We start from the raw sequence: 24,572 nt of genomic DNA, 5'->3' as shown, positions 1-24,572 counted from the left end.
CAGTCCAGGTCACCGTCACCGATGCCGTCCTCACCGCCATCCAGGTCACGCCGCCAAGCGTGTCGGTCGGAAAAGGCCAGACCCGGCAGCTGACCGCCACCGCCACCTACAGCGATAACACCACGGCCAATGTGACCGGCAGTGTCGCCTGGCTGTCGGATGACATGACCACAGCCACCGTCTCCACCACCGGCCTCCTGACCGGGATGGCACAGGGCACCACGGAAGTGACCGCCAGCCAGAACGGCATCACCAGCAACACAGTCCAGGTCATCGTCACCGATGCCGTCCTCACCGCCATCGAGATCACGCCGCCAAGCGTGTCGGTCGGAAAAGGCCAGACCCAGCAGTTGACCACCACCGCCACCTACAGCGACAACACCACGGCAGATGTGACCGGCAGCGTCGCCTGGTTGTCGGATGACACCGCCACGGCCACCATAACTACCAACGGCCTGCTGACCGGTGTGGAGCAAGGCACTGCGGAAGTGACTGCCAGCCTGGATGGCATGACCAGCAACGCAGTCCAGGTCACCGTCACCGATGCCGTCCTCACCGCCATCGCGATCACGCCGCCAAGCGTGTCGGTCGGCAAAGGCCAGACCCAGCAGCTGACCGCCACCGCCACCTACAGCGACAACACCACGGCGGATGTGACCGGCAGCGTCGCCTGGCTGTCGGATGATACCGCCACGGCCACCATCACCACCAACGGCCTGCTGACCGGTGTGGAGCAAGGTACTGCGGAAGTGACTGCCAGCCAGGATGGCGTAACCAGCAACGCAGTCCAGGTCACCGTCACCGATGCCGTCCTCACCGCCATCGACATCACGCCGCCAAGCGTGTCGGTCGGCAAAGGCCAGACCCAGCAGCTGACCGCCACCGCCACCTACAGCGACAGCACCACGGCCAATGTGACCGGCAGCGTCGCCTGGCTGTCCGATGACGCCGCTACGGCCACAGTGATCAGCGGCCTGCTGACCGGTGTGGAAGAGGGCACCACAGAGATCAGTGCCAGCCTGGATGGCGTGACCAGTGACAGGGTGACGGTCAATGTCGTCGTCACCCCTCTTTTCGGGGAGTTTGAAGATATTTCCGTCAATGACTTCACGTTTGCGGTCGATGCCGGGTTCCCGACCACAGGGTTTGATGGGGCGGAATTTGTCCTGAATACCCCCAGTGCGCCGAGTGATTACACTTGGAGCAGTGATGCCCCATGGGTCTCTGTGGATAGCAGTGGAACTGTGAGCTTTATATCTCAGGGTGATGCTGCACCAGTGACGATTACTGCAACCCCCGAATCGGGTGGGGAACCTCTGGCCTATACCTTCGCAGTAACCCATTGGTTCCGCAGCGATAGCAATAATGTATGGGTAACGACGAGTGGTGCTCGTTCGTGGTGCTACGAGCTGCAACCCAGATTTACATGGTCAATTCCAGATACTTACTTATTGAATATACTTCCCAGTTCCCGAGGAACAGTAGGCATGCTCTGGTCAGAATGGGGTAATATGAGAAAATATAGTAATTCCACCTTCGCTAATGGAAATATCCCTTACTGGGCATTCAAGCCTGGTACCACTCAAAGCTTTTACACTGTCTCGTTGGGGAATGGTTCAATAGGTTCACCAAGTGGAGATAATTTGGCCGTATGTGTCCTAAAGTTGTAGCTTTTCAATTCAAGCGTCTAACGGCACGTTATGAGCAAGATATCCGATGAATGACCATCGTATAGCGTGATGGATTGCGAATAGTTTATAAATACAAGTGCCACGTACAATCTGGCATGATCTCACTGGGTGCAGAAGGACATCAGCAACATAATAATGTCCTTGGGCACCCAGTCCATAAATACCTAAATAGAGAATGAATCGCTAACGACTCCATTTGTTAACCATTAACAGGTTGTTGAATCGGTGTTTTTAACACGTATGTTCTGTCCAAACTTTAAATATCCATCCCCATCAAAAAATGGTTTTTCATTTTTCCTGCCTTGCTGTCATGACGGCCAGGGAAATATCCATCAAAACACCTCTCACTCAGCCCTGTATGGCAACAGGTCATCATAACAATGGTTCGGTCAAGGCGCTGACCGGTGAAGCAGGGGGGCATGCCGGTGACATGCCGTCATCCTGCATATCCCACTCATATTCAACATAGGAGTCGCCCGCAACCTTACCTCCTGTCGTTACGAACGTCTGTCGTGCTGCTTTACACCCCGTGTCGGTACCGGCCCAAACCAGTCTGACGCCATCGCTCTTGCAACAGGCAATCAAGGCATTCACCAACCCTTTTCCTATACCATGCCCTCTTTTTTCACCCATCACTTCAATATCATAAAGATACACCAGGCTACCCCCGGTTCTCACGTCGGGAAAACGGTACGCACTGAGCAGCCCGGCAGGCACCCCGTCATGCAAGGCAACCAACAGATAACAGCGATCATCGGAAATAGCGGCTGCAATATTGTCCAGAGAGGCTTTTACTGCCCCCTCATCTGTATCAACAAGCAGTATGGATAACGCCTTGAACCAGATATGTTCATCACCGCTTTCTAGCCTTCTAATTTCCATATAATAACCTCGCAATGATGCCTGCCCTGATACGTATCATCGATATCAGGTGACAAGCGCTTATTAAAAGAAGAACCCATCGATAACATATTTAATAATATTTATGGGTGATCAACCGCAAATTTCTGAGAGCATTTTTCCATTTTTCCTCACGGCAAAACACCAACTTCATCGCCAGCACATTCAATTTCCGATCACGGCATAATGACGACGGAACCATCACATTCAGGCATTATCGTTGACAGGCTTTGACTTACTCCGGCAATACGGCGCAGACAGGAGATGACCAGGCGGGCATTGCCGCCCAAGGTCGGGTATGAGACAACGACAGCACGGGAGACAGATCCTCTCGTTCAAATATTGAAAGGAGTCATTCATGACCATGTGGACAGGTATCGTTCTGATCGTCTTTATCAGCGTGTCGTTCAGCTATCTCACCAAGCGCGCCCGCTACCAGATGGGGGATGCCCGCATTACCGACCGTCTTGGCAAGCAGGACATGATCATCAAGGAGTTGCAGGAGCGCATCGCCAATCTGGAGGCCATCGTCATCGAAGAGGAGAAACGCCGCCCGTTCAAGGATCTCTGATCCGGCAAGCCGGGTGGCAAACCAACCAGCCCCCGGGCTGCAAGGGTTTGCCGCCGCCCCCGTTCGCACCCGCTCGCCCTCTGCCTGGCAAAACGAAATTTACAGCAGGATCAATCCCCTGCCATTTTTCGGCTGAATGCTCGCCAAGCTGGCCCGTTCCCTGCTCCGTCATGACATCAGTCGTACGGAGAGTGACATCATGATCGCCATCGGCACCCTGCTTCCCCTCGCCTCCCTTGCCATCAAGCTCGGCAGCAAGCTGCTGGGCGACGGCACGCCGCCCGCCCAGACCGAGCCTGCCGTGCAGGAAGAGCACCTTGCCCCCACGGTGCAGAGCCTGTTCCAGCGCCTTGGCATCCAGGAGGCTGACAGCGAGCAGAACCGCCCTGCCATCAACCACTTCATGGGGGCGCTGATGCAGACCCTGGGCCAGGAATCCTCGGGCCAGTCGCTGCCCCAGGCCATCGATGCCGCCCGCACCCAGTTGGCAGACGGCACCCAGAGCACCCGCCTCAATGCGCTGCAGAGCGAGCTCGACACTCTCAAGGGCTCCCTCGGCAACAGCGACCTCAACCTTGATCAGCTGCTCTACGCCTTCAAGCAAGCCCTGCCCCAGGGCCCGGGGGAAGGCGTCGGCAAGCTGCTCAATGCCAGCGCGTGAGCGGGAGTGGAACCATGAAAAACGGCAACCAGACGGTTGCCGTTTTTGTCGGGCCGAATCTCAAGATGTCACGCTAGGTCTGTGAAGGGGGCGGGTTCAGCATGGCGCCGGCAAGCGCGCTCTGCCCGCGCTCCTGCAGGGCATTGGCCGCTCCCAGGCGATCCGCCGCCTCCTTGTTCTGACCCAGCTTGAACTTGCCGACCAGCCGCTCAATCTCGATCTCTATGCCCACCACAGCCTGCACCATGGTCTCGAGATAGTCTCTCGGTGCATCCGCCATCTTCCAGGGAATGGACTCTCCCGCCTCGTGGGTACGGGTCAGGGTCGCGAGCAGGCGACGCACGAAGCGGGCATCGTCCCTCACCCGGATACGTCCATGGGCGTGCACCACGGCATAGTTCCAGGTGGGCACCTGCTGGTGATGCACCTGCTTGCCCGGATACCAACTGGGGGAGATATAACCCTCGGCGGCGCGGAAGATCACCAGCACCTCGTCGCCGTCTTTCACCTCCTGCCAGAGTGGGTTGTTGCGGGCCACATGGGCCCGCAGCACCCCGTGGGCCCCCTGCTCCCCATCGAACTCGAACGGCAGGTGGTTGGCATCCAACCCCCCTTCACCACAGGTGATCAGGGCCCCCAGGGGGTGCGCCTGCATCAGCTGGTGCAGCGCCTCGGGGTCGGTAACGGCGAAATGGGGTGGCAGGTACATGGGAACTCCTTGATCCGGTTGACGCGTCCATACGCATTGCAGCGGGATCATGCCCTGCTCGGCGCGGGCCGTCACCCCGAATGTGCCCCACTGAGCCAGTTCATTGCAGCAGGTGGATGCAACTCCACATCATCATCCACAAGCGAGATATAACACCCTATGTTCACGATGCGAATATCACTTTCACAGCCAAAGTGAATGGAAAAACAACATCAATGACAAAGATAATTCCAATTTACACCCCGCCCCCCTTCGCCAGATAGCCGATACGGTAGATCTCGCCCCCGCCAGGCAAGGGCGATGAGAGGGACGGGAGAAAATCCGCCTCCAGCCATTCCCATCGGGTGAGATCCCAGCCGCTCACCATAGCCTCGCCGTGCAGGTCGGCCAGCTGGTCGTGGGAAGCGACCTTGGTACGCCGCAGCCTGGCCATGCAAGCCCCGTCGAGGGAGGCCGGATCCGGCGCCCGCAGCAGATGCCAGGTCTCGATGCGGGGCCAGCCGAAATGCCGGGTGAGCGCCGCGAATCCCTCGCTTGCCAGGAATCGGTGCATCGCCTCGGCGCTGTGCCACACATAGAAGGGGGCATAGCGGTTCTCCTGCCCCGGCAGGGCCCCATCGTCCTGACGGCTGTAGAGATAGGCCTTGAACAACAGACCGGGAAAGCCGTCCAGTCTGGCGCCATTGCTGGCGATCCGCTGCTCGATCAGCGCCATGTCGTAGTCTGCGGGCAGGGTGAATCGGTAGTGCATGGCGATCATGAGGCCACCTCCTGTCTGAACATCCGGCCCTGGCCGAAACTCCACGCCTCGGCATCGTTCTGCTGGATCACCACCATGAGGTTGTCGGGATGGATCCCAAGCTCGGCCTCAAGGCGCTCGGCGAGACGTGCATAAAGCCGCTCCCTGGTCGCGGTGCTGCGCACCTTGCCCGCCAGGATCTGGAAGAGGATGAAACCTTGGTCCCGGCGGCCGGTCTGGTAGTGGGGGTCATAGATGAGCGCACTGGCAGGCAAGATCTCGAGGATCTGGAATTTATCCTCCAGCGGCACCTCGAACACCTCCACCAGGGTCTGGTGGTAGAGGGCGCTGAGTTGCTGCAGGTGTGCGTCGCTCATCCCCTCGCACAGGGTGATGCGGGTCAGCGGCATGGGGTCACCTCCTCGCGGGGGGGCAGATAGCCCACGGCCGTCACTGCGGCGGGCAAACCGGCGTAGAAGGCAAGATGGGTAAACAGCTCTTCCAGCTCATCCCGGGACAGGCCGTTTTGCCGGGCGAATGCAATATGCCAGGGCAGTTGTTGCACCCGGCCCAGTGACGCCAGGATGGCCAGGGTGATCAGGCTGCGCTCGCGTGCCGAGAGGGTGGGGCGCTGCCAGATATCGCCAAACAGCGTCTCTTCCGCCAGTCGGGCGAGTCGGGGGGCAAGCTGCGCCAGGGCGGCGCGATCGGGAACATCAGGTGTCATGGCAATCTCCTTGGTAGATGAAGCCACTCTCCCTCACTGCTACAATTTAAAAAATCGAAATATTCAAGACCAATCATCCCGATTATAAGGATAGTTATGTCACCCCTTCCCCCCAGCCTGGATCTCGATGCCCTGCGCAGCTATGTGCTGGGGCTGGAGTGCGGCAGCTTTGCGCTGGCGGCGCAGCGGCTGTGCCGCTCCACCTCGGCGGTCAGTGCCCAGTTGAAAAAACTCGAACAGCAGTGCGGCACCGATCTGGTCATGAAGCAGGGACGTCACCTGGTGCCGACGGCCAGCGGTGAGCGCCTGCTGGGCTACGCCAAGCGGCTGCTGGCGCTCAATGACGAAGCCGTGCTCGCCCTCAAAGGGGAATTGCTGCAAGGGGAGATCCGGCTCGGGGTGCAGGAGGACTTCGGCGAATCCTTGCTCCCCGCCGTGCTGGGGCCCCTCTGTCGTCAGCACCCGGCCCTGCGCATGACAACCCGCATCGATCGCAACGGGGCCCTGGTGCAGGGGATCAGGGAGGGCACCCTCGACATGGCTCTCGCCTGGCAGCCACAGGGAGAGCGGGAGGATCTTCCCCTCATCGAGGTGGTGCAACTGGCCTGGATTGCCCACCCCGAGTGGGACCTCGCCCCTTTGCTCGCGCGCGGGGAGCCCCTGCCCCTGGTGCTCTTCGATGCCCCCTGCCTGATGCGGGCACGGGCCATCCGCGCCCTCGACGATGCCGGGATCCCCTGGCGGATCGCCTTCACCAGCCAGAGCCTGGGCGGGATCTGGGCCGCCGTGCAGGCCGGGCTAGGAATCACGGTGCGTTCCCCCATCGGCATGCCGGCCAGTCTCGCCACCCTCGGCGGCGTGCTGCCCTCACCGGGCACCCTGGGGGTGGTGCTGCTCACTGCCAGCCATGAAACCGACGAGGCCAGGAGCCAGTTGCAACGACTGCTCACGGACGCCGTGCATCATGCCAGCGCCGGACACAGGGGCTGAACAGCGCCTGGTCAACGCGCCCCACGGCGCCGAGGCGTACCCATAAAAAAACGGCAACCCTGGGGTTGCCGTTCTGCCTTCTTGTTCCCATGGCGAGCCGGTTGGCTTAACCCGCCCGCTTGCTCAGCCAGGCTTCGGCGGCGGTGAGGGCCGATTCGATCTGCTCGCGAGCGACGCCTCCCTTGGCAACCCGCTTGGCCAGAGTCGCTTCCAGCTCCAGGTTCGGGTAGACATCCTCCCCCACCACGGGGCTGAAGCGCTGGAACTCGGGGAGGGAGAGCTCTTCCAGGGGCTTTTTCACCTGGATCGCATAGACCACGGTCTCGCCGACGATATGGTGCGCCTCACGGAACGGGATGCCCTTGGCCACCAGATAGTCCGCCAGCTCGGTGGCGTTGGCATAGCCGCCCTGGGCCGCTGCCATGGTGCGCTCGCCATTGACCTTCAGATCGATCAGCACCAGCGCCGCCATATCGAGGCAGTCGTGCCAGGTGTCGAGGGCGTCGAACAATCCTTCCTTGTCTTCCTGCATGTCCTTGTTGTAGGCCAGCGGCAACGCCTTGAGGCTCATCAACATACCCATCTGGGCGCCGACCACCCGGCCGGTCTTGCCACGAATGAGCTCCAGCGCGTCCGGGTTCTTCTTCTGGGGCATCAGGGACGAGCCGGAGGTGACCGCATCTGAGAGCTCGACAAAGCCCGCCTCGCCGGTGTTGTAGAAGATGAGGTCTTCGGCAAACCGCGACAGGTGGGTCATGGACAGCGACGCGACATGCATCAGCTCCACCACGTGATCCCGGTCGGAGACCGAATCCAGGCTGTTGCGGGTGGCGCCGGCAAAGCCCATGTCGAGCGCCAGCGCCTCCCGGTCGATGGCATAGGCGGTGCCCGCCAGGGCGCCGCAGCCGAGCGGGCTGGTGTCGAGGCGCTTGAGGGCATCCTGCAGACGGGAATGGTCCCGCTCCAGCATCTCCACATAGGCCAGGGCCCAGTGGGCGTAAGTGACCGGCTGGGCACGCTGCAGGTGGGTGTAACCCGGCAGTACCGCGGCCTGGTTGGCACGGGCGGAGGCCACCAGCCCCTGTTGCAGGGCGGTGATGGAGCCGAGCAGCAGCTCGCCCTGTGCCTTGCACCAGAGTTTGAGGTCAGTGGCGACCTGATCGTTGCGCGAGCGACCGGTGTGCAGCTTCTTGCCAAGGGCGCCGACGGCGTCGATGAGCTGGCTCTCGACCCAGGAGTGGATGTCTTCGGCGTCCGAGTTCAGGATCTGCTGGGGATCCTGCTGCACGGAGGCGAGCAGTACCTCCATCGCCTGCTGCAACTGAGCCTGTTCACCCTCGGTCAACACCCCCACCTTGACCAGCGCTTTGGCCCAGGCCATGGAGCCTTGAATATCCTGCTCCGCCAGACGGTAATCGAACCGCAGTGAATCGTTGAACTGCTTGAACCGGCTATCGGCTCCCTGACTGAAGCGTCCACCCCAAAGTGCCATACTGCTCTCCTTGAATGCGTTGTCGGCGGCGCCTTGCGCCGTCGAACTTGAAATCTTGCCCTGTTTTTCTACGAGCCTGTTATCTCACAGAAGCGGCCAGGGCGCAGCCGCTCTTGTCACACCCGATGAGGATGGCAAAGGGCCTCTCTGCCTGTAAAAGAGGGGGCCATGCCCCCTCGTATCAACGGGTGATAGCGCTTGCTTAGCCGTGGGTATGGTCGCCACCGATGGCTTGATGCTGCTCTTTCATGGCGCGGATCCGGCTCGCCAGGGTGTAGAGACGGATGAAGCCTTCGGCATGGCTCTGGTCGTACACTTCGTCGGCGCCGAAGGTGGCGAAGTCTTCGGAGTAGAGGCTGTTCGGCGACTTCTTCTGCACCGCGGTGACCTGACCCTTGTACATCTTCAGCACCACTTCACCGTCGAGCTCCTCGGCGATGGCGTTGGCGGAGGCGACAATGGCCTTGCACAGCGGGGTGAACCAGCGACCGTCATATACCAGGTGGGAGAACTCGGCGCCCAGCTTTTCCCGCCAGGCGCGGGTCGGTCTGTCCAGTACCAGCTCTTCCACGGCGCGCAGTGCGGCAACCATCACGGTACCACCCGGGGTCTCGTAGCAGCCACGGGACTTCATGCCCACCATCCGGTTCTCGGTGATGTCGATCCGGCCCACGCCGTGCTTGCCGGCACGCTCGTTCAGGGTAGTCAGGATCTGGTGCGGGCTGAGCGGCTGGTCGTCAACGGCGACCACTTCGCCCTTGGCCACGGTCAGCTTGACGTATTCCGGCTCGTTCGGGGCATCCTCTGCAGAGACGGTCCACTGCCAGACGGCTTCGGACGGCTCGTTCCAGGTGCTCTCCAGCTCGCCACCCTCGGTGGAGATGTGCCAGGCGTTGGCGTCGCGGCTGTAGATCTTCTTCAGGGTCGCCTTGCAGGGGATGTTGCGGGCTTCCAGATAGGCCAGCAGATCTTCCCGGGAACGCATGTCCCACAACCGCCAGGGGGCGATCACTTTCAGCTGGGGCGCCAGGGCAGCTACCGCCCCTTCGAACCGCACCTGGTCGTTGCCCTTGCCGGTGCAACCGTGGGAGATGGCATCAGCCCCTTCCGCCAGGGCAGCCTCGACCATGGCCTTGGCGATCACCGGACGGGCCATGGAGGTGCCCAGCAGGTAGGTGCCTTCATAGACGGCGCCGGTCTTCAGGGTCGGGTAGACGTACTCTTTGACGAACTCTTCCCGCAGATCCTTGACGATGCACTTGACCGCGCCGGAGGCGATGGCCTTCTGCTCGATCCCTTCCAGATCGTCACGCTCCTGGCCCACGTCGGCGACAAAGGCGATGATTTCAGCGTCATAGTGCTCCTTCAGCCAGGGAATGATGGCCGAGGTATCCAGTCCGCCCGAGTAAGCCAGTACGATCTTGTTGATTCCGCTCATTTACTTCTCTCCGTGATGATTCGATAAAAAGGGGTGATTCCGGGTCGGTTGCCGGATTACTTCTGGCCCTGTCCGAACAGGATCAGCAGCACGGCGTTCTGGATATGCATCCGGTTTTCTGCCTCATCCATGATGAGGGAGGCTGGACCGTCCATGACCTCCGAGGTGATCTCCAGCTCCCGGTGGGCCGGCTGGCAGTGCAGCACGTGCTGGATACCGGTCCGATCGAGCAGGGCCTGGTTGATCTGATAAGGCATGAAGATATCTTTTACCTGCTCCATTGGTGTGTTGTCACCCATGGAAACCCAGGTATCGGTATAAACCACGTCAAAGCCTTCGATATCCGCGACATCATCGCTGATGTGAATGGTCGCGCCAGATTGAGCTGCCAGCGCCTGGGCCTGCAGGAAGATCTGGGTATCCGGGCCATGACCTTTCGGGCAGACCAGGGTCACGTCGGTGCCGAGGGTCGCCCCCAGCAGCAGCAGGGAGTGGCTCACGTTGTTGCCATCGCCGAGATAGGCCAGCTTCACCTTGGACAGGTCGCTGTAGTGCTCGCTGATGGTCATGAAATCCGCCAGCCCCTGGCAGGGGTGGTAGAGGTTGCACAGGCTGTTGACCACAGGCACCGAGCCGAACTCGGCCAGCTCGACCAGGGTCTGGTGATCGAACACCCGGGCGACGATGGCGTCACACCAGCGGGACAGGTTGCTGGCGAAATCCTTCACCGACTCCCGCTTGCCGAGCGCCCCGTTCTGCTGATCCAGATAGACGCTGTGACCACCCAGTTTGGCGATGCCGATGTCGAAGGTGACCCGGGTACGCAGGGAGGGCTTCTCGAACAGGGTGACCACGCTCTTGCCCGCCAGGGCCTGGCTGTATTTCTTCGGATCGGCCTTGACCGCCTTGCCAAGCGCCAGCAGCGCCTCGATCTGGGCCTTGCTTAAATCACTGTCTTTCAGAAGATGTTGCATCGGATTGTCCTTTTCCCGGTGGAGATCAGAGGGTGACCTGGGTGCCGACCGCGCCGCCAGCCAGCAGCTTGAGCAGCTGATCCGGGTAGCGCCAGCTGGCGACACAGACCGGCTTGCCCAGGGTTTCGGCGGCGTGCAGGGCGGCTTTCACCTTGACGGCCATGCCGTCCGTGATAACGCCCTTCTCCATCAGGTCCAGCGCGCTCTGCTTGTCCAGTTGCGGCACCAGCTTGCCCTTGCCATCCAGAATGCCGCTCACATCCGACAGCATCACCAGATCGGCGCCCAGCGCTTCGGCGATGGCGGTGGCCGCCTGATCCGCATTGACGTTCATCATCTGTCCGTCGGCGGTAATGCCGATGGAGCTCACCACCGGCAGGAAGCCCTGCCCCAGGATGCCGGCCACCAGCGCCGGGTTGCCCGGTTTGCAGTCACCGACCGCACCGAGATCCGGATCGAGCCGGGTCACCTGGCACAGACCGCCGTCGGCGAGGCACAGACCCACAGCAGGAATGCCGGTGGAGATGGCCTTGGCCATCATCATCTTGTTGGCGGTCCCGGCCAGGGCACCGGCAATCACGGGGATCTGCTCGAACGGGGTCACCCGCAGGCCGTTCTTCTTGGTGGAGGTCATGCCCAACCCCTTGAGCAGGTCGTCCACCAGGCAGCCACCACCGTGCACCAGCACCAGAGGACGGTGCTGATCATCCAGGAAGGTCTTCAGGGTGGCGAACAGGGCGGTCAGGGCCTCGTCGTTCTCGATCAGGGCACCACCCAACTTGATTACCAGCGTCTGCTTGTCCATCTTCTCGATCCTTTCTTAAAGCGTTAAATCAGGCCGGTGGCCGGTTCAAAACCAAACTTGATATTTATGCACTGCATGGCTTGCGAGGCGGCCCCCTTGAGCAGGTTGTCGATGGCAGAAACCACCACCAGCATGCTGCCCTGCTGCTGCCAGGCGATGTCGCAGTAGGGCGTGCTCGCCACGCCGCGGATGGAGGGCATCTGGCCGGTGAGGCGTACCAGCGGCTTGCCTTCGTAGGCCTTGAGGTAGGCCTGATCCACCTGGGTGTGCGTCACCCCTTCAGCCAGTTGCACATAGATGGTGGCCAGGATGCCCCGCACATAGTTGCCGAGGTGGGGCTGGAACAGCACCTCCTTGCCGAGGTGGTGGCTGATCTCCGGCTGGTGCCTGTGATTGAAGGTGCCGTAGGGATTGAGGCTCACTTCGCAGAAACTGGTGTTGATGGCGGCCTTGCGACCGGCCCCGGAGACGCCGGAAACCGCATTGATGATGGGCTGCCACCCCTGGGCAATCAGCCCGGCCTGTTGCAGCGGCTTGAGGGCGCACAGGGAGGCGGTCGGGTAGCATCCCGGTACGGCAATCAGCTGGGCGGCCTTGACGGCATCGGCATTCCACTCGGCCAGACCGTAGGCGGCCTGCTCCAGCCACTGCTCATTCTCGTGGGTGAAGCCGTAGAAGGAGGAGTAGAACTGCTGGTCGTTGACCCGGAAGGCACCGGAGAGATCGAACACCGGCAACCCCTTGGCCAGGAACTTGGGCGCGAGTTCCGCACTCACCTCGTGAGCAGTGGCCAGCACCACCAGATCGGCCTGGGTCAGGATCCGGGTCATGCCGTCTTCGTCCAGGGGCAGCAGCGGCTGATCCAGCTTGCCCACCCATTGGGGATGCAGGGAAGAGAAGCGCTTGTGGGCGTCCTGGCTGCCGGCGGAAACATAGAGGCCGAACAGCTCGAGTTGTGGATGGTTCTGGACCAGAGCGGCCAGTTCGGCCCCCGCGTAGCCACTGGCACCGACGATAACGGTCTTAAGCATGTTTGAGTATTCCAAGTCTGGGTTCGAAATTCACAGCATGGTGCTGCGGTGCAAGGGGTCAGCTATCGCCCCTTTGATGCAACGAGTGCGGAGGGGCAATTCAGGCGGATATGCGTCGTCGGTTACAGATCAGGTGACAGAACATTAACTTTCCCTTACAACTAGAGGCCTTGTCGATGAGCACTCGAACAGAATATTCATGCACTCACTTTGCATTTGTATTTTCTAACAGAAACACTCCGGGGACGCAAGGAGGAGCTGATGGCCAAACTGGATTTTTTTTCACTTTATAAGAATATTATTGCGATTCCCTCTATCAGCAGCACGGATACTCGCTGGGATCAGAGCAACGAGGCGGTGATCCGGCTGCTGGCCGACTGGTTCGGCCAGCTTGGATTCCAGTGCGAGGTGACGGCCCTGCCGGATCTGCCGGGCAAGTTCAACCTGGTGGCGACCTATGGTCAGGGAGAAGGGGGGCTGCTGCTGGCGGGTCACACGGATACGGTTCCCTTCGATGAAGGAGCCTGGACAAAGGATCCCTTCAAGGTGACCGAAGAGGGCAACCGCCTGTACGGGCTCGGCACCATCGACATGAAGGGCTTCTTCGCCTTTATCGTGGAAGCGCTCAAGGAGGTCGACCTCAAGACCCTGAGCAAGCCGCTGCGCATCCTGGCCACCGCCGATGAAGAGACCACCATGGCCGGGGCCCGCGCCATCGCCGCCGCAGCCGAACTCAAACCCGACTACGCGGTGATCGGCGAACCCACCGGGCTGGTGCCCGTGGTGGCCCACAAGGGCCACATGTCGGAAGCCATTCGCATCACAGGCCGAAGCGGCCACAGTTCGGATCCCGCCAACGGCGTCAATGCCATGGAGATCATGCACAAGGCCATGGGTCAGGTGCTCAGGCTCCAGCAGGATTTGAAGGAGAAGTACGCGGATCACCGCTTCGCCGTGCCCCAGCCCACCCTGAACCTCGGCTACATCCAGGGGGGCGATAGCCCGAACCGCATCTGCGGCTGCTGCGAGCTGCACATCGACATGCGTCCCACCCCGCAGGTGGGTCCCGACGAGCTGATGGGCATGCTGAAAGAGGCGCTCTCCCCCATCGAGATCCACCAGCCCGGCTGCCTGCACCTGCAGCACCTGCACGAACCCATTCCGGCCTATGCCTGCCAGGATGACTCCGAGCTGGTGCGGGAGGCGGAAAAGGCGAGCGGCCGGGCCGCCGAGTCCGTGAACTATTGCACCGAAGCCCCCTTTATCCAGCAGCTGGGTTGCGAGACCATAGTGATGGGCCCAGGCCATATCACCCAGGCCCACCAGCCCGATGAATACCTGGATCTGTCGTTCGTCAAACCGACCACGGCGGTGCTGCAGCACCTGATCCGGCGCTTCTGCGTCTAGCCAAACAGGGATGTAAGTAAGTTACATGACAGGCGCCTTGGGACAGGTGAGGGAAATACATGTTCTGAATCGGCTTGTTATTTGACCTTGCGCAGACAATCTGGGTAGATTGTCCCCCTAAGATGACGGAGCATATGTTGTAATCGCACAACAATAAGTGAGGTCGCCTCCCGCCTGGAAGGTCAGGAGGCACCAACAAAATAAGGATGTGGAATGAACGAAAAGTACGCCGCACTACGGGCCAACGTAGGCATGTTGGGCCAACTGCTGGGGAAATCCATCAAGGATCATCAGGGGCAGGCCTTCCTCGACAAGATTGAGACCATTCGCCAACTGGCCAAGTCTTCCCGCAAGGGGAACGAGGCAGACAGAGAGCGCCTGCTCGACACCCTGCGTACCCTCTCCGATGACGAACTGCTGCCCGTGGCCCGTGCCTTCAGCCAGTTCCTCAACCTGGCGAACGTGGCGGAGCAGTTCCACACCATCTCCCGTCGCTGCGAAGAGCAGGTCTGCACCCCGGACCCGCTGGAGCAGATGTTCGACAAGCTGAAAGCCTCCAACCTGTCCCAGGAGGCCATCATCCAGGCCGTGCGCGAGCTGGACATCGATCTGGTGCTGACCGCTCACCCCACCGAGGTGACCCGTCGTACCCTGATCCACAAGCACGTGCAGCTCAACGACTGCCTCGAGGCCCTGGAACTCTCCGATCTGCTGCCCCGCGAGCGGGACAAGATCCAGAGTCGCATCGAGCAACTGGTCAACCAGGCCTGGCACACCAACGAGATCCGCGAACAGCGCCCGACCCCGGTGGACGAAGCCAAGTGGGGCTTCGCCGTGGTGGAAAACAGCCTGTGGCCGGCCATCCCCGAATTCATGCGCAATCTGGACGAGCGCCTGCAACACCATCTGGGTGTGCGGCTGCCGCTGGACGCCGCGCCGGTCAAGTTCACCTCCTGGATGGGCGGTGACCGCGACGGCAACCCCTTCGTCACCGCCAAGGTGACCGCCGAAGTGCTGGAGCTGGGCCGCTGGATGGCGGTGAGCCTGTTCTACAAGGACATCAAGGAGCTCACCTCCGAGCTCTCCATGGCCGATTGCACCGACGCCGTGCGTGCCAGGGTCGGCGACAATCCCGAGCCCTATCGCGCCCTGGTACGCGAGCTGCGCGAGCAACTGCGCGAGACCCAGGAGTACCTGACCGCCAAGGTACAGGGCCAGGCGAGCGAGAGCCGGGATCTGGTCAAGAGCACCGCCCAGCTGCGCGAGCCCCTGGAGCTCTGCTACCACTCCCTGCACGCCTGCGGCATGGGCAACATCGCCGACGGCATGCTGCTGGACGTGCTGCGCAAGCTGGCCTGCTTCGGCATCCACCTGGTCAAGCTGGACATCCGTCAGGATGGCGAGCGTCACGGCCAGGTCTTCTCCGAGCTGACCCGCTACCTGGGTGTGGGCGACTACGCCGAGTGGAGCGAAGAGGACAAGCAGGCCTTCCTGCTGCGCGAGCTGAACTCCCGCCGCCCCCTCATCCCGAGCGACTGGGATCCCAGTGCCGAGACCCGCGAGACCATCGACACCTGTCGCGTCATCGCCCAGCACGACCCCGATGCGTTCGGCATCTACATCATCTCCATGGCCGGTGCCCCGTCCGATGTCTTGGCGGTCCAGCTGTTACTGAAGGAAGCTGGCTGCAAGTTCCGCATGCCGGTTGCCCCGCTGTTCGAGACCCAGGAAGACCTGATGGCGGGCACCGCCGTGATGGAACGCCTGCTGTCGGTGGACTGGTATCGCGGTTACATCCAGGGCCGTCAGTACGTGATGATCGGCTACTCCGACTCCGCCAAGGATGCGGGCATGATGGCCGCTGGCTGGGCCCAGTACGCCGCCATGGAATCCCTGGTGGCGCTGGCTGAAGCCAACAACATCCGCCTCACCCTGTTCCATGGCCGTGGCGGTACCGTCGGCCGTGGCGGCGCCCCCGCCCATCAGGCGATCCTCTCCCAACCCCCGGGATCCCTGCGCGGCGGCCTGCGGGTCACCGAACAGGGAGAGATGATCCGCTTCAAGTTCGGCCTGCCGAAGGTGGCCATCCAGAGCCTGAACCTCTACACCAGCGCCGTGCTGGAGGGGAACCTGCTGCCGCCGCCCAAGCCGAAAGAGAGCTGGCGCGCCGTGATGGAGCAGCTGGCGTCTGTCTCCTGCGATCACTACCGCAGTATCGTGCGCGGTCACCCGGACTTCGTGCCCTACTTCCGTGCCGCCACCCCGGAGATGGAGCTCGGCAAGCTGCCGCTCGGTTCCCGCCCCGCCAAGCGCAAGCCCAACGGCGGTGTCGAGAGCCTGCGCGCCATCCCCTGGATCTTCGCCTGGACCCAGAACCGGCTGATGCTGCCGGCCTGGCTCGGCGCCCACAAGGGATTGCAACAGGCCATCGACGACGGCCAGAAGAGCGTGCTGGACGAGATGAGCCGCCAGTGGCCCTTCTTCCGCACCCGTCTCGAAATGCTGGAGATGGTGTTCCTCAAGGCTGACCTCTGGCTGGCGGAATACTATGACACCCGCCTGGTGCCGGAGAACCTGTGGGCACTCGGCAAGCAGCTGCGTCAGGAGCTTGCCGACTCCATCGAGGTGGTGCTGAAACTGCGCCCGCAGGGCGACCTGCTGGACGATCAGCCCTGGATCAAGGAGTCCATCAAGCTGCGCAACCCCTACACCGACCCGCTCAACGTGCTGCAGGCCGAGCTGCTCAATCGCTCCCGCAACCACCCGGAGACCCTGCACCCCGAGCTGGATCAGGCGCTGATGGTCACCATCGCCGGCATCGCCGCCGGCATGCGCAACACCGGCTGATCCCGGACCGTTGCAAACAAGGGCGCCCCGGCGCCCTTTTTCATCCCTGCCGGGCACGGGGATCCCGATATTGCCGCCAGCACAGCCCCCTCTAAGGGAAAAAAGCATCCACAACAAACAGGGCGCCATGATGGCGCCCTGTTTTATTTCGCGATATAGCCTTTCATTAGGAGACCTGGTTGCGACCACGACGTTTTGCCTCGTAAAGTCGCTGATCCACGCACTGAAGCCAGTCATCCATACGCCTGTAGCTCATCTGATAGGGTGTGAGCCCCACGCTGATGGTGACGGTGATCGCCTGGTGCTGGTACAGGAAGGTGTGCTGCTCCACCTGGCGCCGGATGCGCTCCATGATGGTGTGGGCCTCCTCCAGGGTCGTGCCCCGCAGCAGCAGGATGAACTCCTCCCCGCCAAATCGCGCCACCAGATCCTTGCTGCGTACCGCCTGCATCAGGAGCCCCGCCAGCGACGCCAGCACGGCATCTCCGGCAAGGTGTCCATATACATCATTGATTTGTTTGAAGAAGTCGATATCTATCAAGGCCAGGCAGCAGGCCTCCCCTTCGGCAGGATGGTGCTGGACGTGATCCAGCAACACGTTGGCCTGCTGGAAAAAGCTGCTGCGGTTGGGCAGCTTGGTCAAGAAGTCGTGCTCGGCGTTGAAGCGCAGCACCCGCTCCATGCGGCTGCGCTCGTCCTCCAGGTTGCGGGCGTGGATAAGGGTGCCAAGGGCCGTGGTGAGGGGCTCGAGCAGGCTGACATGGGTCTCGTCAAAGCCGCCCGGGCGGTTGGCCAGGGCGATCATGCCGATCGCCTCCCCCTTGTGGCGGATGGGAATGCCGAGGAAGCTCTCCAGGTGCGGATGACCACGGGGGGAAACACCGCGACTGGCTGGATGGCTCGGTAAATCGTTGCAGCACACCAGGGTATTGTGGGTCACCACGTGCCCAAACAGGTTGTCGAGCTTGCTGAAGATGAGCCCGCCCCGGCTCTGGCGCTGCTGCTCATACCAGGCGTGGGTCGCCTCGTCCCAGGAGACATTGGAGATGGAGGGGACATAGAGACTGGGACGACCATCCTCGTACTGGATGATGCCGATGAAACCATAGGAGCTCTCGCTCACGCTCAGCAGGCGCTCGAAGACGGTATCGCAGGCGGAGCCGAGATTGCGATCGAGCAGAAAACTCTGGTGAGCGGCCACCACGATGTCAAACAGCTGGCTCTGCTGCTCGACCCGCTGCTTGGCCATCACAGCCGAGGTAATGTCGTGCGCCAGCTTGACCACCCCCAACAGGATGCCTGCCTCGTCGGTCACGGGCATGTAGGTGGCATGGAGCCAGAGGGGGTTGCCACCTTGCCTGACCCGGCGAAACTCCCCCGACTGGATCTCGCCACCCAATACCCTCTGCCAGAAGAGATCATGCTCGGCCTGCAGATCCGGCGGCAAGAGCATGAGATGGGACTGGCCCAACAGCGCTTCGGGGGGATAACCCAGCATGTCGCAAAACAGGGGATTGACCGACACCATGCGACCATCGAGATCGAACTCGACCATGCCATAGGCCCGATCAAGGGCGGTCAGCCTGGCGAGGGTCTCATATCGATCCATCGCGTCGATATCGCGAGCGCAAAGTGCTGTGGTATTCATGGCTACGATTCCTTTCGATCGCCGGCGCATTGCATTGGAATGCGGGGACAAGTGCCCAAATCATAGGATCCGGCACCCGGTTACGCTAACACAGGCCCCGATTGGGTGTGAAGACTGGTTCTTGCCACATCCGGCTCCCGGGCGCAGACTGTCTGGCCTTGCCACGGTTCGAGGAGACCCCATGACACCCGCCATCAACTTGCTGAAAAAGCTCAAGATCCCCCACAGGCTCTACCCCTACGAGTGCGAAGCCCACGACGACTTCGGCAAGCATGCCGCTACCCAGCTGGGTCTGCCTGAGGCGCAGGTGTTCAAGACCCTGCTCGCCCATCACGACAAGCAGGCGGTGGTGGCCATCGTGCCCTCCTCGGGCATGTGCAGCCTCAAGCAGCTCGCCAAGGCCACCGGGCTCAAGAAGGTGGAGATGATGAAGCCGGCGGAAGCCGAAAAGCTGACCGGCTACAAGGTGGGCGGCATCAGCCCCCTGGCCCAGAAGAAGCTGCTGCCCACCGTGCTGGACGACTCCGCCATGGCCTTCGACGAGATCCTGGTGAGCGGTGGCAAGCGGGGGCTCTCGGTCGGCGTGGCCCCCGGGGACATGGTCCGGCTGATGAACTGGATTGCGGCCCCCATCGGCGATCATCACGACTGAACAAACAAAAGAGGCGCCATGACTGGCGCCTCTTGCGTCTGGATGTCGGATCTGGCGCCTTGCGTGCGAAGCGCCCAAGGAACCCGACCGGGAGCCGCCCATCCCGGCGGGTGATCTGCCGCCCTCAACACGCCCCAGAGCGGCAGGCGGCGGTCAGTTCGGAGAGTCGGCGACGCTGACGCCCGGCATGGTCGAAGTTGCCGTCCTCCAGCCAGCGCTCGAAGCACCCTTTCAGGGCGGGCCACTCGCTGTCGATGACGGAGAACCAGGCCGTATCCCGGTTGTGTCCCTTGTCCACCCGCGCCTGACGGAAGGTCCCCTCATAGTGAAAGCCGAGGCGCAGGGCCGCCTGGCGCGAAGGCAGGTTCAGGGCATTGCACTTCCACTCGTAGCGCCGGTATCCCAGAGCAAAGGCATTGGCCATCATCAACACCATGGCCGCCGTCGCCAGCCGTGACTGCTGCATGGCGGGGGAGAAGTGCAGCCAGCCCACCTCGATGCTGCCCGCCAGGGGATCGATGCGCAGGTAGCTCGCCAGCCCCAGCGCCCGTCCGCTCCCCTCGTCGATGATGCCGTAGAACTGGGGATCCCGCTTGGTGGCGACCTCCCGCAGCCAGACCCCCATGGCGACCTCGTCCGCGAAAGGGCCGCTGGTCAGGTAAGTCCACATGGCCCCGCTGTCGGCACTGAATGCCTGCCACAGATCCCCCAGGTGGCGCTCGGGATCAAGGGGCTCGAGACGACAGCCCCAGCCATGCAGTGCGCGGTGGGGAGGGAACTCGGCGCCGCGCCATTCTGGCAGCGCACGCCCCAGAGGCTGCCCAAAGTCGTTGAAAAGGGCGGCGCCGGACAGGGAGGCGTCGCCCCCCTCATTACAACGTTCAACAGGCACAGGCAATTCCCCCTTCCAGCAGCACTCCGGGCTCGCTGCCCGTGGCGACGGCGAAACCGTCCTGACGCCACCAGTGCAGACCCCCTATCAACTCCTTGACCTCAAACCCGAGGGACGCCAGCTTGTAAGCCCCCTGGGTCGAACCGTTGCAGCCGATGCCGTCGCAATAGCAGACATACACCAGGTTTCGGTCCAGTACCGCCGTGGTCGACGCCGTCATGGTCCTGTGGGGGAAGGAGATGGCGCCGGGAATGTGCCCCTCGGCATAGTGTGCGGGGGAGCGGGTATCGATGACCACGATGCCCGCCACCCCGGCCAGCAGATCGGCGGCCAGATCCGCCGGATCGGTACGAAACTTCAGTTGGGCCTCGAAAAAGGCGCTGGCTTCGGCGGCCCCTGCCACCCCTGTGCTCAATACATGACTCATCCTGAACGCTCCTGATGACTAGATGACGATCTCTGTGGTGACGACGGTGTTGACCGAGTTGGCGATGAAGCACTCCTCATGGGCCTGGTGGTGCAACTGCTCCAAATCGGCCAGGGCGGGCTCCTGCTCTCCCCCGAAGATCACCCTGGGACGCAGGGTGACCCGGGTCATGGCGAGGCGACCTTGCCCGTTTTTCGCCATGATGCCGACCGCTTCGTCCCGGTAGCTCTCTACCCGATAGCCCGCCTTCGCCGCCAGCCAGAGAAAGGTGAGCATGTGGCAACTGGAGAGGGCCGCCACAAACGCCTCTTCCGGGTCCACATGTTCCGCCACCGAGTAAGGCAGCGGCACCACATGGGGAGAGGAGGAGGCCGGCACCCTGACCCCGCCATCAAACGCCCACTCATGGGACCGGCTGTAACGCTGATCGACGAAGGGCTCGTGCTCCCCCCGCTGCCAACTGATGGTGGCACTGTATTCCGACATGCAGACTCCTTGTGTTGCCAATCCGTGCCGCCCGCTGGCGCCACCCTGTGACCACCAATGTAGCGACAAAATGGCCTTGCCACGCCGACCAATTTTGCCAATATGGGCAGACCAATTTCATCGAGCCGCCACCATGACCATCCACCCCACCCGCTCTGCCCGTCGGTCGCCAGCCCCACTGCCGCGCCATGCCCTGCGGGCAGGATCCATGCCTCGAAAGAGGTACAACCTCCGAGCCAACGGGAGCGCATCATGACCGTTCTGCCAACGCTCTTCGCCAGCCAGCAGCAAGGGGATCTGCCCCTGCACGAACAACTGGTGCGTACCCTGCGCGAGGCCATCCTGGCGGGCCACCTGCCCCTGCACAGCCGCCTGCCCGCCAGCCGTCTCCTGGCCCGGGATCTCGGTATCTCCCGCAGCACGGTGGAACTGGCCTATGGCCGGCTTGAGGCGGAGGGGTATCTGGTGCGCAAGGTGGGCGCCGGCAGCTTTGTCGCCCTGGCGGCGGTGCGCCCCGCGCCGCGCCCGCCCCAGTCAGCGGCTGGCCTCTCCCGTCGCGGCCAGGAGATGGCCCTGGGTGGCGCCTGTCACGACGTGCCCGAGGTGGGCACCACCTTTGCTTCCAGCCAGCCGGATCCCCGTCTCTTCCCCCAGGCACTCTGGGGTCGGCTGATGCAGCAACAGTGGCGCCAGCGCGCCAGCGACTGGATGAACTACGGGGATCCCCAGGGGCTTGGGGAACTTCGCGCCGCCATCAGCAGCTATCTGGTGCAGTCACGCGGCGTGGTGTGCGAGCCGGATCAGATCCTGATCCTCACCAGCTCCCAGCAGGGGATCCTGCTGGCGACCCAGTTGCTCATCGATGCCGGTGACACCGTCTGGGTGGAAGACCCCGGTTATCCCGGGGCTCGCACCGCCATGGAGAGCGCCGGTGCCCGGGTACATCCGGTGCCGGTGGATGAAGAGGGGCTCAACCCTCATGGGGATCACCCGGCACCTCGCCTCATCTACTGCACCCCGGCACACCAGTATCCCCTTGGCGTCCCCATGAGCCTGCCCCGCCGCATGGCGCTGCTGGCCGAGGCAGAGCGTCACGGCGCCTGGATCCTGGAGGACGATTACGACGGGGAGTACCAGTATGATCAGCGTCCCCTGCCCGCCCTGCAGGGGCTCGACGGCCAGGGGCGGGTGATCTATGTGGGCACCTTCAGCAAGGTGCTGTTCGGCTCGCTGCGCCTCGCCTACCTGGTGCTGCCCAGGCCGCTGATGGACTCCTTCTGCCGCGCCCGGGCCGCCGTCGACGGCCACAGCAACCAGTTGCAGCAAGCGGTCACGGCAGACTTCATCCGGGGCGGGCACTTCGCCACCCACCTGCGCCAGAGCCGCCTCCTCTACCAGAGCAGACGGGATCTGCTGCTGGCGGAACTGGCCGAGCACTGCCCGGGGCTCACCCCCATCCACAGCGGTGCCGGCCTGCAGTGCGCCGTGCTGCTGCCCCCCGGTGGAGAGGTGCGCTGGACCGATGCCGCCAACGCCTGCGGGCTGGGGCTGCGCCATCTGGGCCAGTTCTACCTGGGCCCGCCGACGCTGGAAGGGTGGCTGCTCGGCTTTGGCTGCCTCGACAACCAGACGTTGCGCCAGCTATGTCGTCGCCTGGGTCTCTTGATGAAATCCGCATGACCCCCTTCTCAAGAGGTCAGATCTGCCAGAGCCTGATAGCGCTGTGTCGACGGGAATGGCCCGTCTATACTGGGCACAATCCCGTTGCCGAACCCGGTCAAGATGCATCGAACCCTGCTCCTTTTGCTCGCCCTCTCCCTCCCGTCCCTCACGATGGCGGCCACCCGCTTCACCCTGATCACAGGGGAAACCCAACAGGATGTCCGCATGAATTATTACCGGGCGGCGATGCGGCTGGCGCTGGAGAAAACACGGCCCGATTACGGCGACTATGAACTGCTCGACGCCATCAGGATGAACAAGGCGAGGATGCGGCTCGAAGTGCAAACGCCGGGCAAGAATGCCCTCTTCATCGTCGACAGCTGGCCCCAGGAGATCCCTCAACCCGGCGTCACCCTGGTCCCCTTCCCCATCGATCTGGGTGTGCTCGGCTACCGGGTCTGTTTTGTCGGCAGCGCCCGTGCCCAGGCCCTGGCCGGGGTTCACACCCTGTCCCAGTTGCAGCAGTTCACGCAAGGGGTGGGCACCGGCTGGCGGGATGCCGACATCCTGCGCTACAACGGCTTCAGGGTGCAGGAGGTGGATAACTATGAGTCACTGTTTCGCCTGGTGGCCCGTGGCCGGATCGATCTCTTCTGCCGTGGTGCCAACGAGATATTGAGCGAGTGGAAAAACCACAGACCCGGCCTGCCGGGGCTGACCGTGGATAGCCATGTCGCCCTCTTCTATCCGCTCATCCACTCCCTCTATAGCCACGCCACCTACAGCAAGGAGCGCGAGCGCCTTTTGCGCGGCCTGCAACTGGCCTGGAAAGATGGCTCCCTGCAGCGCCTCTGGCGCCATCATTTCCAGCCTTCCCTGGTCTTTGCCCGGCTCGATTCACGCCAGATCTTCCGGCTGACCAACCCGCAGTTGCCCGACGAGAGCACCGACTACCGCTCCTATCTCTATGACCCGATGAGGGATGACTTTGGCATCGCTCCCTGACTGGCTCGCCGGTTCTCCCCTGTCAGGCAGGCTCCCCTTGCGCACTCTCTGCCTGGCGCTGCTGCTCTGGTTGCTGCCGACCTGCGTCATGGCCGCCCCCGGCAGCATTCGTGCCTGCATGGAGAACAGTGATTCGCCTCCCTGGTTGCTGATGTCCGGCGAGGGGATAGTGCAGTTCCACCTCAAGGAGGTGGCAAACCGGATCGGGCATCCCATCATTCTCACCCCCCTGCCCTGGAAACGCTGCCTCTCCCTCGTCAGCCAGGGCCAGCTCGATGCCGCCGTCAAGCTGAGCTACAGCGAAGAGCGTGCTCGCACCATAGGGGTCTATCCCATGCGACACGGAGCACCTGATCCCGCCAAGCGCCTGCTCACCGAGAGCTACAGCCTCTACCAGCCAAAAGGCGGACAGGTTCGCTGGGATGGCCGGCAGCTCGTCGCCCATGGCGTCATTGCGGCGCAGTCCGGTTTCTCCATCGTCGCCCAACTGCGGGAGAGCGGTGTCAGGGTGGATGACTCCAGCAGGGAGCCACTGATCCTGCTCAAGAAGGTCGCGATGCAGCGCGCCGTTGCCGCCGCCCTGCAAACCGGGGTCGCAGAACGGACCCTGGCCGCCCACCCGCAGTTGCAGGCCACACTCGAGCGGATCATCCCTCCCCTGGTCGAAAAACCCTACTACCTCATCTTCTCCCACCCCTTCCATCAAGCCCACCCCGATCTCAGCCAACAGGTGTGGGACGAGATTGAGGAGGTGCGACACTCCGCAGCCTATGCCCGCTTCGTCACAGGCATGGCGTCACCGGGGACCCCCTAACCCC

General features: G+C 62.4%; 24 protein-coding genes. 10 read left to right on the top strand and 14 right to left on the bottom strand.

Annotated features, from left to right (window positions below):
- A partial coding sequence (locus tag BGO64_RS17370; protein ID WP_286701085.1) for an Ig-like domain-containing protein occupies positions 1-1,670 on the top strand: 1,670 nt, incomplete at its 5' end.
- A 393-nt stretch (positions 1,671-2,063) separates the two neighbouring features.
- Here BGO64_RS17370 and BGO64_RS17365 read toward each other — a convergent pair.
- Entirely contained in the window at positions 2,064-2,573 is a 510-nt protein-coding gene (locus tag BGO64_RS17365; RefSeq protein ID WP_286701084.1) for a GNAT family N-acetyltransferase, read from the bottom strand.
- Positions 2,574-2,949: 376 nt separating this feature from the next.
- Here BGO64_RS17365 and BGO64_RS17360 point away from each other — a divergent pair, with 376 nt between their 5' ends.
- Both BGO64_RS17360 and BGO64_RS17355 read left to right on the top strand, forming a co-directional pair.
- Positions 2,950-3,162, top strand: coding sequence for a hypothetical protein (locus BGO64_RS17360; protein WP_043154852.1), 213 nt, complete (start codon positions 2,950-2,952; stop codon positions 3,160-3,162).
- A gap of 199 nt (positions 3,163-3,361) precedes the next feature.
- On the top strand, positions 3,362-3,823 hold the full coding sequence (locus BGO64_RS17355) for a hypothetical protein (RefSeq protein WP_286701083.1): 462 nt from the start codon (positions 3,362-3,364) through the stop codon (positions 3,821-3,823).
- A 73-nt stretch (positions 3,824-3,896) separates the two neighbouring features.
- Here the strand turns inward: BGO64_RS17355 and BGO64_RS17350 are convergent, their stop codons facing one another.
- The 4 genes from BGO64_RS17350 to BGO64_RS17335 all read right to left on the bottom strand — a co-directional run bounded on the left by BGO64_RS17350 (position 3,897) and on the right by BGO64_RS17335 (position 5,998).
- Complete coding sequence (locus BGO64_RS17350; RefSeq protein ID WP_286701082.1) at positions 3,897-4,532, bottom strand: FMN-binding negative transcriptional regulator; 636 nt, start codon at positions 4,530-4,532, stop codon at positions 3,897-3,899.
- Positions 4,533-4,767: 235 nt separating this feature from the next.
- Positions 4,768-5,292, bottom strand: a complete 525-nt coding sequence (locus BGO64_RS17345; protein WP_041211696.1) for a DUF4865 family protein — start codon at positions 5,290-5,292, stop codon at positions 4,768-4,770.
- A complete protein-coding gene (locus tag BGO64_RS17340; RefSeq protein ID WP_052815513.1) occupies positions 5,289-5,681 on the bottom strand; it encodes a tautomerase family protein in 393 nt (130 codons plus the stop codon). The genes BGO64_RS17345 and BGO64_RS17340 overlap by 4 nt, the downstream gene beginning before the upstream one ends.
- Complete coding sequence (locus BGO64_RS17335; protein WP_045522042.1) at positions 5,672-5,998, bottom strand: carboxymuconolactone decarboxylase family protein; 327 nt, start codon at positions 5,996-5,998, stop codon at positions 5,672-5,674. Before BGO64_RS17335 ends, BGO64_RS17340 begins: the two co-directional genes overlap by 10 nt.
- A 96-nt stretch (positions 5,999-6,094) precedes the next feature.
- Here BGO64_RS17335 and BGO64_RS17330 point away from each other — a divergent pair, with 96 nt between their 5' ends.
- Positions 6,095-6,988 (top strand): LysR substrate-binding domain-containing protein, encoded by an 894-nt coding sequence (locus tag BGO64_RS17330; protein WP_286701081.1) that lies wholly within the window; start codon positions 6,095-6,097, stop codon positions 6,986-6,988.
- A 106-nt stretch (positions 6,989-7,094) separates the two neighbouring features.
- Here the strand turns inward: BGO64_RS17330 and argH are convergent, their stop codons facing one another.
- The 5 genes from argH to argC form a co-directional block, all read right to left on the bottom strand.
- Entirely contained in the window at positions 7,095-8,480 is a 1,386-nt protein-coding gene (argH, locus tag BGO64_RS17325; protein WP_286701080.1) for an argininosuccinate lyase, read from the bottom strand.
- 202 nt (positions 8,481-8,682) lie between these two features.
- Positions 8,683-9,918 (bottom strand): argininosuccinate synthase, encoded by a 1,236-nt coding sequence (locus tag BGO64_RS17320; protein WP_010675687.1) that lies wholly within the window; start codon positions 9,916-9,918, stop codon positions 8,683-8,685.
- Between the two features lie 56 nt (positions 9,919-9,974).
- On the bottom strand, positions 9,975-10,892 hold the full coding sequence (locus BGO64_RS17315; protein ID WP_286701079.1) for an ornithine carbamoyltransferase: 918 nt from the start codon (positions 10,890-10,892) through the stop codon (positions 9,975-9,977).
- A gap of 25 nt (positions 10,893-10,917) precedes the next feature.
- Entirely contained in the window at positions 10,918-11,697 is a 780-nt protein-coding gene (argB, locus tag BGO64_RS17310; protein WP_286701078.1) for an acetylglutamate kinase, read from the bottom strand.
- 23 nt (positions 11,698-11,720) lie between these two features.
- The gene (gene argC / locus BGO64_RS17305) at positions 11,721-12,728 is read right to left on the bottom strand and encodes an N-acetyl-gamma-glutamyl-phosphate reductase (RefSeq protein WP_286701077.1); all 1,008 of its coding nucleotides are present in this window, start codon (positions 12,726-12,728) and stop codon (positions 11,721-11,723) included.
- A 261-nt stretch (positions 12,729-12,989) separates the two neighbouring features.
- Between argC and argE the strand changes: the two genes are divergently transcribed.
- Both argE and ppc read left to right on the top strand, forming a co-directional pair.
- Complete coding sequence (gene argE / locus BGO64_RS17300) at positions 12,990-14,135, top strand: acetylornithine deacetylase (protein WP_039040568.1); 1,146 nt, start codon at positions 12,990-12,992, stop codon at positions 14,133-14,135.
- Between the two features lie 213 nt (positions 14,136-14,348).
- A complete protein-coding gene (gene ppc / locus BGO64_RS17295) occupies positions 14,349-16,982 on the top strand; it encodes a phosphoenolpyruvate carboxylase (protein WP_010675692.1) in 2,634 nt (877 codons plus the stop codon).
- A 166-nt stretch (positions 16,983-17,148) separates the two neighbouring features.
- On the opposite strand, the gene BGO64_RS17290 is transcribed toward ppc, so the two are convergent.
- On the bottom strand, positions 17,149-18,630 hold the full coding sequence (locus BGO64_RS17290) for a GGDEF domain-containing protein (RefSeq protein WP_045522052.1): 1,482 nt from the start codon (positions 18,628-18,630) through the stop codon (positions 17,149-17,151).
- Positions 18,631-18,811: 181 nt separating this feature from the next.
- Here BGO64_RS17290 and ybaK point away from each other — a divergent pair, with 181 nt between their 5' ends.
- Positions 18,812-19,282 (top strand): Cys-tRNA(Pro) deacylase, encoded by a 471-nt coding sequence (gene ybaK, locus BGO64_RS17285; RefSeq protein ID WP_010675694.1) that lies wholly within the window; start codon positions 18,812-18,814, stop codon positions 19,280-19,282.
- A gap of 124 nt (positions 19,283-19,406) precedes the next feature.
- Here the strand turns inward: ybaK and BGO64_RS17280 are convergent, their stop codons facing one another.
- Genes BGO64_RS17280 through BGO64_RS17270 form a run of 3 tightly spaced genes read right to left on the bottom strand, consistent with a single transcriptional unit; the run spans position 19,407 to position 21,087 of the window.
- Positions 19,407-20,174, bottom strand: coding sequence for a GNAT family N-acetyltransferase (locus tag BGO64_RS17280; RefSeq protein WP_286701076.1), 768 nt, complete (start codon positions 20,172-20,174; stop codon positions 19,407-19,409).
- Positions 20,164-20,601 carry a rhodanese-like domain-containing protein gene (locus tag BGO64_RS17275; protein WP_069651919.1) on the bottom strand — a complete coding sequence of 146 codons (438 nt, stop codon included), beginning with the start codon at positions 20,599-20,601 and terminating at the stop codon, positions 20,164-20,166. The genes BGO64_RS17280 and BGO64_RS17275 overlap by 11 nt, the downstream gene beginning before the upstream one ends.
- Before the next feature lie 18 nt (positions 20,602-20,619).
- The gene (locus BGO64_RS17270; RefSeq protein WP_069784257.1) at positions 20,620-21,087 is read right to left on the bottom strand and encodes an OsmC family protein; all 468 of its coding nucleotides are present in this window, start codon (positions 21,085-21,087) and stop codon (positions 20,620-20,622) included.
- Between the two features lie 252 nt (positions 21,088-21,339).
- Here BGO64_RS17270 and pdxR point away from each other — a divergent pair, with 252 nt between their 5' ends.
- The 3 genes from pdxR (at position 21,340) to BGO64_RS17255 (ending at position 24,568) form a co-directional block, all read left to right on the top strand.
- Positions 21,340-22,767, top strand: coding sequence for a MocR-like pyridoxine biosynthesis transcription factor PdxR (gene pdxR / locus BGO64_RS17265; RefSeq protein WP_045522058.1), 1,428 nt, complete (start codon positions 21,340-21,342; stop codon positions 22,765-22,767).
- Positions 22,768-22,920: 153 nt separating this feature from the next.
- The gene (locus tag BGO64_RS17260; RefSeq protein WP_080944108.1) at positions 22,921-23,754 is read left to right on the top strand and encodes a transporter substrate-binding domain-containing protein; all 834 of its coding nucleotides are present in this window, start codon (positions 22,921-22,923) and stop codon (positions 23,752-23,754) included.
- The gene (locus tag BGO64_RS17255) at positions 23,738-24,568 is read left to right on the top strand and encodes a transporter substrate-binding domain-containing protein (protein ID WP_286701075.1); all 831 of its coding nucleotides are present in this window, start codon (positions 23,738-23,740) and stop codon (positions 24,566-24,568) included. Before BGO64_RS17260 ends, BGO64_RS17255 begins: the two co-directional genes overlap by 17 nt.
- The last annotated feature ends 4 nt before the right edge of the window (positions 24,569-24,572 follow it).

Source organism: Aeromonas sp. 62-46, from assembly GCF_001898585.1.
Classification (GTDB): domain Bacteria; phylum Pseudomonadota; class Gammaproteobacteria; order Enterobacterales; family Aeromonadaceae; genus Aeromonas; species Aeromonas caviae.
Note: the sequence above shows the minus strand (reverse complement) of the source record. Positions and strands in the feature narration are given on the sequence as shown.

Coding starts and splice junctions, on each gene's coding strand:
- BGO64_RS17365 (WP_286701084.1), bottom strand. CDS start 2,573: ATGGAAATTAGAAGGCTAGAAAGCGGTGATGAACATATCTGGTTCAAG.
- BGO64_RS17360 (WP_043154852.1), top strand. CDS start 2,950: ATGACCATGTGGACAGGTATCGTTCTGATCGTCTTTATCAGCGTGTCG.
- BGO64_RS17355 (WP_286701083.1), top strand. CDS start 3,362: ATGATCGCCATCGGCACCCTGCTTCCCCTCGCCTCCCTTGCCATCAAG.
- BGO64_RS17350 (WP_286701082.1), bottom strand. CDS start 4,532: ATGTACCTGCCACCCCATTTCGCCGTTACCGACCCCGAGGCGCTGCAC.
- BGO64_RS17345 (WP_041211696.1), bottom strand. CDS start 5,292: ATGATCGCCATGCACTACCGATTCACCCTGCCCGCAGACTACGACATG.
- BGO64_RS17340 (WP_052815513.1), bottom strand. CDS start 5,681: ATGCCGCTGACCCGCATCACCCTGTGCGAGGGGATGAGCGACGCACAC.
- BGO64_RS17335 (WP_045522042.1), bottom strand. CDS start 5,998: ATGACACCTGATGTTCCCGATCGCGCCGCCCTGGCGCAGCTTGCCCCC.
- BGO64_RS17330 (WP_286701081.1), top strand. CDS start 6,095: ATGTCACCCCTTCCCCCCAGCCTGGATCTCGATGCCCTGCGCAGCTAT.
- argH (WP_286701080.1), bottom strand. CDS start 8,480: ATGGCACTTTGGGGTGGACGCTTCAGTCAGGGAGCCGATAGCCGGTTC.
- BGO64_RS17320 (WP_010675687.1), bottom strand. CDS start 9,918: ATGAGCGGAATCAACAAGATCGTACTGGCTTACTCGGGCGGACTGGAT.
- BGO64_RS17315 (WP_286701079.1), bottom strand. CDS start 10,892: ATGCAACATCTTCTGAAAGACAGTGATTTAAGCAAGGCCCAGATCGAG.
- argB (WP_286701078.1), bottom strand. CDS start 11,697: ATGGACAAGCAGACGCTGGTAATCAAGTTGGGTGGTGCCCTGATCGAG.
- argC (WP_286701077.1), bottom strand. CDS start 12,728: ATGCTTAAGACCGTTATCGTCGGTGCCAGTGGCTACGCGGGGGCCGAA.
- argE (WP_039040568.1), top strand. CDS start 12,990: ATGGCCAAACTGGATTTTTTTTCACTTTATAAGAATATTATTGCGATT.
- ppc (WP_010675692.1), top strand. CDS start 14,349: ATGAACGAAAAGTACGCCGCACTACGGGCCAACGTAGGCATGTTGGGC.
- BGO64_RS17290 (WP_045522052.1), bottom strand. CDS start 18,630: ATGAATACCACAGCACTTTGCGCTCGCGATATCGACGCGATGGATCGA.
- ybaK (WP_010675694.1), top strand. CDS start 18,812: ATGACACCCGCCATCAACTTGCTGAAAAAGCTCAAGATCCCCCACAGG.
- BGO64_RS17275 (WP_069651919.1), bottom strand. CDS start 20,601: ATGAGTCATGTATTGAGCACAGGGGTGGCAGGGGCCGCCGAAGCCAGC.
- BGO64_RS17270 (WP_069784257.1), bottom strand. CDS start 21,087: ATGTCGGAATACAGTGCCACCATCAGTTGGCAGCGGGGGGAGCACGAG.
- pdxR (WP_045522058.1), top strand. CDS start 21,340: ATGACCGTTCTGCCAACGCTCTTCGCCAGCCAGCAGCAAGGGGATCTG.
- BGO64_RS17260 (WP_080944108.1), top strand. CDS start 22,921: ATGGCGGCCACCCGCTTCACCCTGATCACAGGGGAAACCCAACAGGAT.